The sequence below is a fragment of the Desulfobacula phenolica genome (assembly GCF_900105645.1).
Taxonomy (GTDB): Bacteria; Desulfobacterota; Desulfobacteria; order Desulfobacterales; family Desulfobacteraceae; genus Desulfobacula; species Desulfobacula toluolica.
Genome location: NZ_FNLL01000024.1, coordinates 1 through 13,780 on the forward strand (window position 1 = coordinate 1; position 13,780 = coordinate 13,780).

At 41.9% G+C, this 13,780-nt stretch carries 12 protein-coding genes, 1 tRNA gene and 1 pseudogene; all 14 read right to left on the reverse strand.

Features of this window, described 5'->3' with window-relative positions; genetic code table 11:
- Nucleotides 1–107: GTP-binding protein (locus tag BLT94_RS20905; protein ID WP_139169092.1), on the reverse strand; the 107-nt coding region annotated here is incomplete at its 3' end.
- 61 nt (nucleotides 108–168) lie between these two features.
- Nucleotides 169–636, reverse strand: a complete 468-nt coding sequence (gene rpsG / locus BLT94_RS20910) for a 30S ribosomal protein S7 (protein WP_014958832.1) — start codon at nucleotides 634–636, stop codon at nucleotides 169–171.
- 58 nt (nucleotides 637–694) lie between these two features.
- A complete protein-coding gene (rpsL, locus tag BLT94_RS20915; protein WP_041279619.1) occupies nucleotides 695–1,066 on the reverse strand; it encodes a 30S ribosomal protein S12 in 372 nt (123 codons plus the stop codon).
- A gap of 101 nt (nucleotides 1,067–1,167) precedes the next feature.
- The gene (gene rpoC / locus BLT94_RS20920; protein WP_092238535.1) at nucleotides 1,168–5,547 is read right to left on the reverse strand and encodes a DNA-directed RNA polymerase subunit beta'; all 4,380 of its coding nucleotides are present in this window, start codon (nucleotides 5,545–5,547) and stop codon (nucleotides 1,168–1,170) included.
- Nucleotides 5,548–5,557: 10 nt separating this feature from the next.
- Nucleotides 5,558–9,691, reverse strand: a complete 4,134-nt coding sequence (gene rpoB, locus BLT94_RS20925) for a DNA-directed RNA polymerase subunit beta (protein WP_092238538.1) — start codon at nucleotides 9,689–9,691, stop codon at nucleotides 5,558–5,560.
- 116 nt (nucleotides 9,692–9,807) lie between these two features.
- Nucleotides 9,808–10,197: a 50S ribosomal protein L7/L12 gene (gene rplL, locus BLT94_RS20930; protein ID WP_014958835.1), complete on the reverse strand. Its 390-nt coding sequence runs from the start codon at nucleotides 10,195–10,197 to the stop codon at nucleotides 9,808–9,810.
- Between the two features lie 61 nt (nucleotides 10,198–10,258).
- A complete protein-coding gene (gene rplJ / locus BLT94_RS20935; protein WP_014958836.1) occupies nucleotides 10,259–10,783 on the reverse strand; it encodes a 50S ribosomal protein L10 in 525 nt (174 codons plus the stop codon).
- A gap of 168 nt (nucleotides 10,784–10,951) precedes the next feature.
- Nucleotides 10,952–11,644 carry a 50S ribosomal protein L1 gene (rplA, locus tag BLT94_RS20940; protein WP_014958837.1) on the reverse strand — a complete coding sequence of 231 codons (693 nt, stop codon included), beginning with the start codon at nucleotides 11,642–11,644 and terminating at the stop codon, nucleotides 10,952–10,954.
- A gap of 24 nt (nucleotides 11,645–11,668) precedes the next feature.
- On the reverse strand, nucleotides 11,669–12,091 hold the full coding sequence (gene rplK / locus BLT94_RS20945; RefSeq protein WP_014958838.1) for a 50S ribosomal protein L11: 423 nt from the start codon (nucleotides 12,089–12,091) through the stop codon (nucleotides 11,669–11,671).
- Nucleotides 12,092–12,139: 48 nt separating this feature from the next.
- On the reverse strand, nucleotides 12,140–12,670 hold the full coding sequence (gene nusG / locus BLT94_RS20950; protein WP_014958839.1) for a transcription termination/antitermination protein NusG: 531 nt from the start codon (nucleotides 12,668–12,670) through the stop codon (nucleotides 12,140–12,142).
- A 15-nt stretch (nucleotides 12,671–12,685) separates the two neighbouring features.
- Nucleotides 12,686–13,054: a preprotein translocase subunit SecE gene (gene secE, locus BLT94_RS20955; protein ID WP_014958840.1), complete on the reverse strand. Its 369-nt coding sequence runs from the start codon at nucleotides 13,052–13,054 to the stop codon at nucleotides 12,686–12,688.
- Between the two features lie 66 nt (nucleotides 13,055–13,120).
- Nucleotides 13,121–13,197: transfer RNA gene (locus tag BLT94_RS20960), tRNA-Trp, on the reverse strand.
- A gap of 11 nt (nucleotides 13,198–13,208) precedes the next feature.
- Nucleotides 13,209–13,367 carry a 50S ribosomal protein L33 gene (gene rpmG / locus BLT94_RS20965; RefSeq protein ID WP_014958841.1) on the reverse strand — a complete coding sequence of 53 codons (159 nt, stop codon included), beginning with the start codon at nucleotides 13,365–13,367 and terminating at the stop codon, nucleotides 13,209–13,211.
- Between the two features lie 17 nt (nucleotides 13,368–13,384).
- A pseudogene (locus BLT94_RS20970) lies at nucleotides 13,385–13,780 on the reverse strand (EF-Tu C-terminal domain-related protein); the annotation flags it as partial.

Sequence of the window (13,780 nt, forward strand, 5' to 3'; positions counted from 1 at the left end):
GCAAGTTTGGTGATCGCTGCTGTAAGCGTAGTCTTTCCATGGTCAATATGACCGATTGTTCCTATGTTCACATGCGGCTTGGTCCGCTCAAATTTCTCCTTAGCCATCCTCTTTACTCCTCTTGGTTAATTCCTCCTGCGGAATGTTATCAGGATATCAAAATATTAGTTACCACCGAAAATGTGCAAATGCCTTGTTGGCTTCTGCCATCTTGTGTGTATCTTCCTTTTTCTTCATTGCCCCGCCACGCTGGTTATAAGCATCCAGCACTTCTGAAGCCAGTTTGTTTGCATAGCCTTTTTCAGACCGATTCCGGCTGAAGTTAATCAACCAGCGAAAAGCAAGCGCTGTCTGCCTGGAAGGTTTTATATCAGTCGGCACCTGATAGGTTGATCCGCCGATTCTTCTGGATTTCACTTCAACCGCAGGCCTAATATTATCAATTGCTTTTTTTAATATATCCAAAGCAGGCTCGCCGATCTTTTCTTCTGCAATCAACAAAGCATTTTTAACAACTTTACGCGCTGCGTTCTTTTTCCCGTCTTTCATGACACAGTTAACAAACTTAGCGGCAAGCTTTTCTTCCTGCGTGGCATCTTTTGTTACATTATCAAGCATGATCTCTTTAACTGCCATTATTCACATCCACCATTGCTTATATATAAGGAACAGACTAAAATCTGCTCCAAGTTGCTTATTTAGGTCTCTTTGCTCCGTATTTTGACCTGCCCTGCCGCCTGTCATCAACACCCAAAGTATCAAGAGCGCCCCTGACAATATGATAGCGAACACCTGGAAGATCCTTTACTCTGCCACCCCTGACAAGAACCACAGAATGCTCCTGAAGGTTATGCCCCATACCGGGTATATACGCGGCAACTTCCATTCCAGTAGTCAAACGAACCCTGGCTACTTTTCTCAAAGCAGAGTTAGGTTTCTTTGGAGTTGACGTGTACACTCTGGTACAAACACCACGTTTCTGAGGACCACCCTTTAAAGCAGGGGTACTAACCTTTTTTTCTGCTTTTTTTCTACCTTTTCGAACCAATTGATTAATGGTCGGCATAACTTTCCTTTACGCTCCTTATCAAATTTAAACCATTGTCATACACGACAAAATGTTTAATTTTACTTTCACTTATTAAAATTGTCAAGTTTTTTTATTAATCAAACTTGTGCCACGTCACCCAAAGCAACTTCTACATCGCTGTATCCCGGAAAACCTGTCCCTGCAGGTATAATACGTCCCATAACAACATTCTCTTTCAATCCCTTAAGACTGTCATACTTGCCTTCGATGGAAGCAAGAGTCAGCACTTTTGTTGTTTCCTGGAATGATGCGGCTGAAAGAAAACTATCAGTAGATAATGATGCTTTTGTAATACCAAGAATTAACGGCTCCCCTTTTGCGGTTTCACCACCCATACCGGCTACTTCCCGATTGACTTCTGCAAAATGAATCCTGTCGACCTGTTCATCCGGAATAAAGTTGGTATCACCCGTCTCAATGACCTTTACCCGTCTCATCATCTGACGGATAACCACCTCAATATGTTTGTCATTAATCCTTACACCCTGAAGCCTGTAAACCTCCTGCACCTCATCCACCAGATATTTTGCCAAAGCAACTTCTCCCTTGATGTTCATAATATCCTGGGGGTTTGCACTTCCGGCAATCAGCGGATCACCCGCCTTTACATAATCACCATCATAGACCGTAACATGTTGACCTTTTGGAATGGCGTATTCTTTCTTTCCTCCAACATCAGTCGGGGTGATCGTGACTTTCTGTCTTCCCTTTGTACCTTTGGACACCAAGACATATCCGTCAATCTCAGTCAGCATACCCGGATCTTTTGGTTTTCTGACTTCAAACAATTCGGCAACTCTTGGAAGCCCACCGGTAATGTCCTTTGTTTTTGTGGTCGCCCTGGGCAATTTTGCAATTACATCCCCGGCCATAATCTGTTCATCTTCTTCAACCGTAAGAATGGCATTCACAGGCAAATAATATCTGGCAGAAGTCTTGGAATTGGGAAGCTTAACCGCTTTTCCCTCTTTGTCCTTAATGGTAATTCTGGGGCGAATCTCACTATCTTTCCCTTCTGTGATTGTACGGGAAACTTTTCCGGTGACAGGGTCAATTTGCTCTTGAACCGTATTCCCGACTTCTATGTCGGCAAATCGAACACGACCGGATACTTCCGTGATAATCGGCGTGGTAAAAGGATCCCATGTGGCGATCACATCCCCTGGTTGGACTTGCTGACCATCCTTAACATGAAGGGTTGCGCCATAAATCACCGTCTCTTTAGCTCTTTCACGCCCCTCTTCTCCAACAATGTTAATACCGGCACCTTTCCGGTTCATTACGATTACTTCATTTTCAGCAGAAATTACCGTCTGGATATCTTCATTGTGTTTCAATATGCCGCCAACCCTGGCCTTGATTTCCGCAACTTCTACCTTTCTTGAGGCAGTACCACCAATATGGAAGGTTCTCATAGTCAACTGAGTCCCGGGCTCACCAATGGACTGAGCCGCAACAATACCGATGGCTTGACCTATTTCAACGGTTACACCATGAGCAAGATCCCGTCCGTAGCACCTGGAACAAACACCATTTTTTGAATTACACGTCAGAACGGAACGAATTTTAACTTTCTGAACTCCGGCTTCTTCTATTCTTTTGACATGACTTTCCTCAAGTTCGGTGTCCACGCCAACAATAAATTCATCCGAGTAAGGATCCCGGATATCTTCCTGAGTTACCCTTCCAAGGATTCTCTCACCAAGGGTTTGAATAATTTCCCCTCCCTCGTACAATGCTTCAACCTCAATACCGTTAATGGTACCACAATCAATTTCAACAATGGTACAATCCTGACCCACATCAGCCAGACGCCTTGTAAGATATCCCGAGTTTGCCGTCTTCAAAGCCGTATCAGCCAACCCCTTACGCGCACCATGGGTTGAAATAAAATACTGTAGCACGGACAGGCCTTCACGGAAACAAGCAGTAATCGGATTTTCAATAATCTCACCGGACGGTTTTGCCATCAACCCCCTCATCCCTGCCAGCTGACGCATCTGATCCTTACTGCCTCGAGCCCCGGAGTCAGCCATGACATACACTGCATTATATTCTTCAGGTGACCCGTCAGTCTTACCCTTTGTAGGATTTTTCATGACTTCCATCATGGCATTGGCAATATCATCTGTGGCTTGGGCCCAGATATCGACAACCTTATTATACTTTTCACCCTGGGTAATCAATCCTTCGGAATACTGATTTTTTATATCTTCAATATTTCTTTCAGATTTGGCAATAATTTCCCATTTTTCATCCGGGATAATCATATCGTCTATACAGATTGACAAACCTCCCAGAGTTGAATATTTATACCCGATATCCTTTAGCCGATCAGAAAGTATAACAGTTTCCTTTAACCCGATATTACGGTATGCATAATCAATCAATTTAACGATAGAAGACTTGTCCATAAGCTTGTTTACAAGATTGAAGGGCAAAGTGGTCTCTCGTTCATCCACTTTAAATATAGTATAATAATTCCCCACTTTTCTGACATCTGTAAACTGATCTTCTTTCAGACCATAGAATTGTTCAACAACAATCTCCGACACCTGGAATATATTTTTAAATTCTTTTCTGGTAAGAAGACCTGTTTTTCCTTTGGTCTTTTTAATCTCATCGTCAGAATATTTTTTTAAAACCTTGTCAAAATCAGTGCCGGCTTTTAATTCTTCCATTGCGGCTTCAGCATCTTCAAGGGTTTGGGTTCTAATCCTGCTCAATGACAAAAGCGTATCTCCGGGAATGGATTCCCAAAGAAGAATTCGACCCGTGGTGGTATCATAAATTTCACCATCAATTCGAACTTTAATTTTGGCATGAAGCGAAAGCGCGCCTGCATCAAATGCATATCTTACTTCTTCAATACTTGAAAAACTAACCCCTGCACCTTTTTGATTCTGCACGGCACGGGTCATATAATAAATACCCAACACAATATCCTGGGTCGGTACAATAATCGGCTGACCATTTGCAGGAGAAAGAATATTGTTGGTCGACAGCATCATGATCCTTGCCTCAAGCTGGGACTCAAGGGAAAGTGGTACATGAACCGCCATCTGGTCACCATCAAAATCTGCATTAAATGCAGGGCAAACCAATGGATGGAGCTGAATAGCTTTCCCTTCGATCAACACCGGTTCAAATGCCTGGAACCCAAGACGATGGAGCGTAGGTGCGCGGTTGAGCATCACCGGATATTCTTTTACAACCGATTCAAGTGCATCCCAAACCTCAGTCTCCTCACGTTCAACCATTTTTTTAGCACTTTTAACCGTTGAAACAAGGCCTTTTTGTTCAAGATAATTATAAATAAAAGGCTTAAACAGCTCCAGAGCCATCTTTTTCGGGATACCGCATTGATGAAGCCGCAGTTCAGAACCAACAGTAATAACGGTACGACCGGAGTAATCCACACGCTTACCGAGCAGATTCTGCCTAAACCGACCCTGTTTTCCTTTTAATGTGTCACTTAAAGACTTTAACGGCCGCTTATTGGTCCCGGTCACCACCCTTCCGTGACGACCATTGTCAAACAACACATCCACAGCTTCCTGAAGCATTCTTTTTTCATTTCTGACAATGATATCAGGCGCATTAAGATCCACCAGTCTTTTCAGACGGTTGTTTCTGTTTAATACCCTGCGATACAAATCATTTAAATCAGATGTCGCAAACCGCCCGCCTTCAAGAGGCACAAGCGGCCTTAAATCCGGCGGCAAAATGGGACAGGCCGTCAAAATCATCCGCGTGGGCTCAATCCCCGAGGTCAAGAATGCATCAATCACTTTAAGGCGCTTGGCCATTTTTTGTTTCTTGGCAACGGATTTGGTCAGGCTGATCTCTTCTTTAAGTTCATCATGAACCTCTTGAAGATTAATCTCTTCGAGCAACTTTAAAATGGCTTCCGCACCAATACCAGCCTCAAAGTCATCACCAAAAGTTTCCACAGCCTCATAATATTGATCATCTGATAGAAGTTGAAGTTTTTTCAAACCCGTATCTTTAGGATCAATCACAAGGTAAGAGTCAAAATAAAGAACTTTTTCAAGATTTTTTAATGTCAAATCAAGAACATTGCCTATTTTACTGGGAAGGCTTTTCAAAAACCAGATGTGAGACACCGGAGAAGCAAGTTCTATATGTGCCATCCGCTCTCGTCTCACTTTGGACTGAATCACCTCAACACCGCATTTTTCACATACAACCCCGCGATGTTTCATGCGCTTGTATTTACCGCAATTGCACTCGTAATCCTTGGTAGGACCGAATACCTTTGCACAAAAAAGTCCGTCTCTTTCCGGCTTGAATGTCCGGTAATTTATGGTTTCCGGTTTTTTGATTTCACCATGAGACCACTCCCTAATCTGGTCTGAAGATGCAAGGGTTATTTGAACGCCCTTATAAATCTTAGGATCTTTTGGTTTTGCGAAGAAATCGTATATATTATCCAATGTCTTCTCCTTATTTTTTTCCTTCTATAAGATTCATATCCAAACCCAGACTATTCAACTCTTTGCAAAGAACCCTGAAAGATTCAGGCATTCCGGGCTCAAGAACGTTCTGGCCTTTAACTATTTTTTCATACATCCGAGTTCTTCCTGTCATATCATCGGACTTGACAGTCAAAAACTCCTGTAATGCATGTGCAGCACCATAGGCTTCCATTGCCCAGACTTCCATTTCACCCAGCCTCTGTCCGCCAAACTGGGCTTTACCGCCGAGTGGCTGCTGGGTAACCAGGGAATACGGACCAATGGATCGAGCATGAAGTTTATCATCAACCAAGTGGTGGAGTTTGAGCATGTACATGGTGCCGACGGTTACCGGTTTATCAAACGGTTCACCGGTTCTGCCGTCGTATAGTACGGATTGACCGGATTTGTCGAATCCGGCGACATCAATCAGATATTTGATCTCATCCTCACTGGCCCCGTCAAAAACAGGAGTTGCCATGTGTACTCCGTTTTTGTAAAGGCGTGCAAAATCAATAAGCTCCTTATCGGAAAAGTTTTCAATTTTTTCTGCCAGCGCATCGTTTTTGAAATCCGCTTTTTGGGCTTCGGTCATGGAAAAAATTTCAATTACCTTTTCCCTTAATATATCAAGCTTCATTTGGTTAAGCAGCTCATCAATGCGCTGACCTAACCCGAAAGCTGCATGTCCCAGATGAATTTCCAATATCTGGCCCACATTCATACGGGAAGGAACACCTAAGGGATTGAGGACCATATCCACAGGCCTGCCATCCTCAAAGTAGGGTAAATCTTCCATTCTTAAAATTCTTGAGACAACACCCTTGTTCCCATGTCGACCAGCCATTTTATCACCAACGGAAAGAACCCTTTCCATGGCAACGCTTATTTTGATCATTTTCAGAACGCCGGGCGGAAGATCATCCCCCTTTTCAAAACGGGAGACCTGACGGTTAAAATGGTCCCTGGCTTTTTTTATTTGTATTTGGGCACTCTCTAATATAACCTGAGCCTTTTCTGTAATCACTGCATCTTTAACTGCAACATGAACCAGCACAGACATGGGAATATCGGCAAAAAGACCGGATTTCACAGTGGTGCCGGATTTAACCAGGACCCTTCCCGATTTTTCAAGATCAGAAATAATATCATGGCCCTCAAGAATGGATTCAACTTTTTCCTGAGCCACACCTGAAATGATTTTAATTTCATCATCCCTGTCTTTTTCAAGCTTTTCTATTTCATTATCTTCAATGAGCCGTGTACGATCATCTTTTGAAAGTCCCCTTCTTGAGAAAACCCTTGCATCAATAACCTTGCCTTTTACCCCGGGGGGCACGCAAAGGGAAGTGTCTTTAACATCTCCGGCTTTCTCTCCAAAAATAGCCCGAAGCAATTTTTCTTCCGGAGAAAGTTGGGTTTCACCTTTTGGTGTGATTTTACCCACAAGGATATCACCGGATACAACTTCTGCACCCAAGCGAATAATACCGCTCTCATCAAGATTTTTTAAGGCATCTTCGCCGACATTAGGAATATCACGGGTTATTTCCTCTTTGCCCAATTTTGTATCCCGGGCAAGAACTTCATACTCTTCAACATGAACAGAGGTATAAACAGCATCTTTCACCAGACGTTCGCTGACAAGGATAGAATCCTCATAGTTGTATCCATCCCAGGGCATAAATGCTACCGTGACATTTTTCCCAAGGGCCAGTTCCCCCATCTCGGTGGACGGGCCGTCTGCAATCACCTGACCTTTTTTGACGCTTTCACCTTTTTCAACAATCGGCCTGTGATTAAAACAGGTATTCTGGTTAGAACGGACAAACTTTGTACAATTATAAATTGATACAACTTTCTCAAAATTGTCTGCCTGGATATCCGGGTCATCATTTCGGACAACAATCCGTTTTGAATCCACCTCAACTACGACACCGTCATAATCGGCTACAATGGTAACGCCGGAATCACGAGCAACAACACTTTCCATTCCAGTACCGACCAGAGGCGCTTCACTTTTAATCAACGGCACTGCCTGACGTTGCATATTAGACCCCATCAACGCCCTGTTGGCATCATCATTCTCCAGAAACGGGATCAAGGCTGCAGACACGGATACTAACTGATTTGGTGAGACATCCATGAATTTGACATCCTGATTTTCAATCATTTCAAATTCACCATCAACCCGTGATGAAACCAGAGGGTTTAGAAAATTACCATCGACATCAAGGGGTGCATTTGCCTGTCCAATCGGGTGATCCTTTTCTTCAAAGGCTGTCAAATGCTTAATTTCCCTGGAAGCATTTCCATTGCTTGCAATCCTGTAAGGCGTTTCAATGAAACCAAAATCATTCACCCTTGCATAAGTGCATAGCGAAACGATCAATCCGATATTCGGTCCTTCCGGCGTTTCAATCGGACAAATTCTTCCATAATGAGAAGGATGAACGTCTCGTACTTCAAATCCAGCCCTTTCTCTTGTCAAACCACCTGGTCCAAGTGCGGACAAACGTCTTTTATGAGTGGTTTCAGACAGCGGGTTGGTCTGATCCATGAACTGGGATAACTGGGAGGTGCCAAAAAATTCCCTGACAACGGCTGAAACAGGTTTTGGGTTGATCAAATCGTGGGGCATCATGGCATCCACTTCCTGCATGCTCATTTTTTCCTTGATGGCTCTTTCCATCCTGACAAGCCCGATTCGATAATGATTTTCAAGAAGCTCACCCACGGCGCGAACACGCCTGTTGCCCAGATGATCAATATCATCAACCTGGCCCTGAGTGTCTTTAAGTTCAACCAAAGTTGATGCAGTTAGCAGCACATCCTCTTTTCGTAATGTTTTCACATCAATCTTGGTATCAACACCAAGGCGATGGTTCATTTTCAAACGTCCGACTTTTGAAAGGTCATAATACGCCTGCCTGAAAAAAAGATGATCGACAAAATCCTGTGCCACTTCAATGGTTGCAGGATTCCCGGGTCGAAGCCGCCGATAGATATCCATTAAGGCTTCTTCTTTTTTCTCCATTTTGTCTAAAACAAGGGTTTTCCTTATGGAATCAGAACTTCTGGGATCAACATAAAGAATATTAAAGTCATTGATCTGTTTTTCCAGCATATATTCAAAGCTGTCTTCGCCAATCAGATCGCCGGCCTTTAAAATTATCTCCTGGGTTTCATCGTCAACAATATTCTCTGCAAAAGCTTTTCCAATCAATTCACTTTCCGAGATGGGAATATAATCAAGCCCATCGTCAGCCAGCTGTCTTAACGCTCGTTTTGTAAAGATTCTTCCTTTTTTGACGATAATCTCTCCTGTCTTTGGAGATTTGATATCAAAACTGGCTCTTTGGCGCTTGAGATTTTCCTGGGAAAACTCTTTAAAAAACGATCCATCCTTTTTAATAATATGTTCTTGGTTATAGAAGAAATCCAAAATATCTTCACTGGTATAGCCAAAGGCCTTAAAAAGGATAGACACTGGAAATTTTCGCCGCCTGTCTATTCTTATATAAACAATATCCTTGGCATCAATTTCCATATCAATCCAGGATCCTCTGACAGGAATAATTCGGGCATTATAAATAATTTTTCCCGTAGAATAATTTTTCCCTTTATCATGATCAAAAAATACACCTGAGGAACGATGTAACTGGCTTACGACAGCTCTTTCAGTTCCATTAACAATAAAGGTTCCCTGCCGGGTCATCAAGGGGATGGTACCAAAATAAATCTCTTGTTCCTTAATATCTCGAATCGTTGAAATCCCCGTGTCCTTGTCATTGTCGTAAACAACAAGCCGGACCTTGATATTCACAGGAATATCATAGGTCATTCCTCTTGAAGTACATTCTTTCATGGAATGCTTTGATTCGCCAAAGGAATACGAAACATATTCCAATGATGATGTATCTGTAAAATCCTTAATAGGAAAAACAGATTTAAAAACAGCATGGAGTCCTTTTACTTCCCTTTCTTCAGGCAAAACATCTTTTTGAAGGAAACTCTCATAAGAATTTCGTTGCATGCCTATCAAATCAGGAATATCAATTATTTTTCTTCTGCTGCCAAACTCTTTTCTAATACGCTTATTTGTCAAAAGACTACCGGTCATGATATCTCCCAGTGTGAGTTTTTCCAACCGTAAAAGCGGAGACATGACACTATTGCCTTGCCCCCGCATAAATTTTATGCAGCTTAAATCTTTGTAAGCTAACTTATTTCATAAAACTATTTTACAGAAACCTGAGCCCCGGCTCCTTCTAATTGTTCTTTAATTTTATCAGCTTCTTCTTTTGGAATTCCTTCTTTAATTGCTTTAGGCGCTTCTTCCACTAAAGCTTTGGCTTCTTTAAGACCAAGGCCTGTAATCGCTCTTACTTCTTTGATAACGTTAATTTTTTTATCGCCAAAGGTCTCAAGGATAACGTCAAATTCGGTCTGTTCTTCTGCCGCAGCACCTGCATCGCCAACAGCAGGCATTGCACCGCCTGCAAATGCCATGGGGGCGGCAGCAGTTACACCAAATTTATCTTCAAGCTCTGTCACAAGCTCGGAAAGTTCAAGAACACTCATGCTGGATATGAATTCAATTACATCTTCTTTTGTAGTATCGGCCATTTTTTTTCTCCTAAATAAAACTATATGGAATGTCTTTTTCTAAAATTTTATATATGCTTACTTATGCAGCTTCTTTTTGATCTTTAATAGCATTGAGAACATTAACAAAAGATCGTGGAACAGCGGAAAGAACATTGACGATTGAGGTTGGAACCGCATTAAGCGTATAAACCAGCTTACCGAGAAGCTCTTCTCTGGATGGCATTTTCGCCAATTGTTTTATCTCTTCAGAATTGAGAAGCTTTCCTGCTAATGCACCTGCTTTAATTTCAAGCTTATCGTTATCTTTGGCAAAATCAACCAGAATCCTTGCCGGAGCAACCGGATCATCTTGTGATAAAACAATGGCATTGGGACCTTTGTAAAAATCTTTCATCAAGGCTGCATCCGTACCTTCAGATGCCCTTTTCAACAAAGTATTTTTTACAACTTCAATTCGGACACCCTCATTTCTGAGACGCAAACGAAGATCCGTCATTTTCAATACATCCAAACCTTTATAGTCCACCAGTATTGAAATCTCAGATTCAGAAAATTCCTGGGATAGCCTTTTAACCTGTTCTTTTTTTTGGGAAATATTCAGCATTTTTATTACACCTCCTTCCATTAATAATATTTTTGACGAAGGTGCCAACTAAACCAAAACAAAATTTTATTATCTTCTGTCTCGGCAGGCCGGCAAATCCGATTATGCACTTGCAAAACACAAGCACACCTACTGTCTATGACAGGGTTAAAAATCTATTCAAACAACCTATTTTACCAATAGGGGATCCACTTTTATACCAGGACCCATTGTCGAAGAGACGCTGATTGTTTTCAAGTAAGTCCCTTTGCTGGCTGCAGGTTTCAGTGCTACCAACTTATCTATAAAAGCTTTGACGTTTTCAAGTAATTTTTGTGCCCCAAAAGAAACCTTTCCAACTGGTACATGAACGATACCGGCTTTTTCTACTCGAAATTCAATTTTACCTGCTTTTAACTCATTTATCGCTTTTTCAAGTTCAAAGGTAACCGTTCCTGTTTTAGCATTTGGCATCAGTCCGCGAGGCCCGAGTATACGACCTAACTTCCCAACAGCACCCATCATATCAGGAGTCGCAATGGCTTTATCAAAACCAAACCATCCGTCTTGAATCTTTTTTATGGTCTCATCATCCGCAATAAAATCAGCTCCTGCATCCAGTGCTTCTTTTTCCTTTTCACCTTTTGCAAAAACCAATACTTTTACTTCTTTACCAAGCCCGTTGGGCAATATGACAGTACCGCGAACCATTTGATCGGCATGCCGCGGATCAACGCCTAATCTTACGGCAACATCAACTGTTTCATCAAACTTTACATAGCTTGAAGAAACTGCCAGTTCCAAGGCATTTATTGGATCGTACTGGACCAGTCTATCGACCTTTTTAAGTGCTTCTGTATGTTTTTTACTCCGCTTTGGCATTTTTCATCACTCTTTTACTTAAAGTTAAACTACTTCTATCCCCATGCTTCTAGCTGTACCTGCAATAATTTTAACAGCTGCGTCAATGTCTGAGGCGTTTAAGTCTTCTTTTTTGGTTTCGGCAATTGCAATAAGCTGATCTTTGGTCACTTTTCCGACCTTATCCCGATTGGGTTCTCCCGATCCTTTTGCAATTTTTGCGGCAGCCAGCAACAATCTTGATGCTGGTGGCGTTTTGGTAATAAAGCTGAAAGACCTGTCCTGGTAAACCGTTATGACAACAGGAATAATAGATCCCGCATCATTGGCGGTTTTTGCATTAAAAGCTTTGCAAAAATCCATAATATTTACGCCATGCTGACCCAAGGCAGGACCGATGGGGGGAGATGGATTGGCTTTTCCTGCTTCAACCTGAAGCTTTATTTGTGTCATTACTTTTTTTGCCATTATTTTTAACTCCTGAAACTAACTATTTAACCATATTATATCTTGGTATTATATTTTGGTAACCTGTATAAAATTAAGTTCCACAGGGGTTGCACGTCCAAAAATACTGACCAGAACTTTAATTTTTTCCTTGTCAGGAGACACATCTTCCACAGTACCATTAAAATTTGAAAACGGTCCGTCAATAACCCTGACATCATCTCCAGGTTCAAAAAAGTATTTTGGTTGAGGCTTATTCTTACCTTGCTGCATCTTATCAACAATGCTTTGAGCCTCTTTGTCACTTATGGGTGCCGGCTTGTTTTTTCCACCCAGAAAACCGGTAACTTTTGCAGTGGAAGTTACAATATGCCATGTCTCATTATCCAGATGCATCCTGACCAAAATATACCCGGGATAAAATTTTCTCGAAGATTCTTTTTTCTTTCCATCTACCAGTTCAACAATATTTTCCGTCGGAATAAGAATCTCAGCAAATTTCTCAGGATGTTTGGAAGTTTCTATTTTTTCTTCCAAAGTAAGTTTTACTTTTTGCTCATGACCTGAATATACATGCACGACATACCATTTTAGAGACATGTTACTTCCCTTATTTTATGTCAGGACAACCTGAACAAGCTTAGAAAGGCCGAGATCAAAAAGCCCGAGAAACGCTGCAACAACAAAAACAAAAACAATCACAACAACGGTTGTACCGGTTGTCTGTTTTTTTGTCGGCCAAGTTACCTTTTTCAACTCAACCTTGACCTCCCTGAAAAATTCCATTGCCTTTTGGATAAAATTTGGCTCACCGACTTTAGCATCAGCCAAGTTTTTTTCCCGCTTTGCTTTCAAAGGGCTTGTCACAGTTGACGATTTTGAACTTGAAAATTTTGAAGACCCGGCAGATAAATCTGTCTGATTTTCCGTCACAGGCTTCTTCTTCTTTTCACTTAAAGCTTTCTTTTTCTGTAACCGTGACATAAAACTCCTAAGTCAACCTTGCCACCTGAGTCCTTTTAACCAAACATAGGGGCATAATTTAAAATATGGCAGGTCAGGAGGGAGTCGAACCCCCAACATCCAGATTTGGAGTCTGGCGCTCTACCAATTAGAGCTACTGACCTGCAAACTATTATTATTTAACCTTTGTCTCTTTATGCATCACATGCTTATTACAGAATTTACAGTATTTTTTAAACTCTATTTTATCAGGAGTTTTCCGCTTATTCTTAGTCGTTGTATAATTTCTTCTCTTGCACTCTGTACAAGCAAGAGCAATGATCACTCTGTCCATATCAACTCCTTAGGACTCTACTCTACAATTTCACCGATAACACCGGCGCCAACGGTACGTCCACCCTCTCTGATTGCAAAGCGGAGTTCTTTTTCCATTGCAATGGGATTAATCAATTCCACGTTAATGGTTGCATTATCCCCTGGCATGATCATTTCCACGCCTTCGTCAAGAGTCAAAACACCCGTAATATCTGTTGTTCTGAAAAAGAACTAGGGTCTGTAACCACTGAAAAACGGAGTATGACGACCACCTTCTTCTTTGCTCAATGCATACATTTCTGCTTTGAATTTCGTATGAGGAGTAATTGTTCCGGGTTTGGCCACAACCTGCCCTCTTTCGACCTGGTCACGTTTGGTTCCGCGAAGCAGGAGCCCGACATTATCGCCTGCCTGTCCCTCATCCAGAAGTTT

Bases quoted from the DNA above. Each gene is read 5' to 3' on its own strand.
- rplL (WP_014958835.1), bottom strand. From the start codon at position 10,197: ATGGCCGATACTACAAAAGAAGATGTAATTGAATTCATATCCAGCATG.
- rpsL (WP_041279619.1), bottom strand. From the start codon at position 1,066: ATGCCGACCATTAATCAATTGGTTCGAAAAGGTAGAAAAAAAGCAGAA.
- rplJ (WP_014958836.1), bottom strand. From the start codon at position 10,783: ATGCTGAATATTTCCCAAAAAAAAGAACAGGTTAAAAGGCTATCCCAG.
- rplA (WP_014958837.1), bottom strand. From the start codon at position 11,644: ATGCCAAAGCGGAGTAAAAAACATACAGAAGCACTTAAAAAGGTCGAT.
- rpmG (WP_014958841.1), bottom strand. From the start codon at position 13,367: ATGGACAGAGTGATCATTGCTCTTGCTTGTACAGAGTGCAAGAGAAGA.
- nusG (WP_014958839.1), bottom strand. From the start codon at position 12,670: ATGTCTCTAAAATGGTATGTCGTGCATGTATATTCAGGTCATGAGCAA.
- rpsG (WP_014958832.1), bottom strand. From the start codon at position 636: ATGGCAGTTAAAGAGATCATGCTTGATAATGTAACAAAAGATGCCACG.
- secE (WP_014958840.1), bottom strand. From the start codon at position 13,054: ATGTCACGGTTACAGAAAAAGAAAGCTTTAAGTGAAAAGAAGAAGAAG.
- rpoB (WP_092238538.1), bottom strand. From the start codon at position 9,691: ATGACCGGTAGTCTTTTGACAAATAAGCGTATTAGAAAAGAGTTTGGC.
- rplK (WP_014958838.1), bottom strand. From the start codon at position 12,091: ATGGCAAAAAAAGTAATGACACAAATAAAGCTTCAGGTTGAAGCAGGA.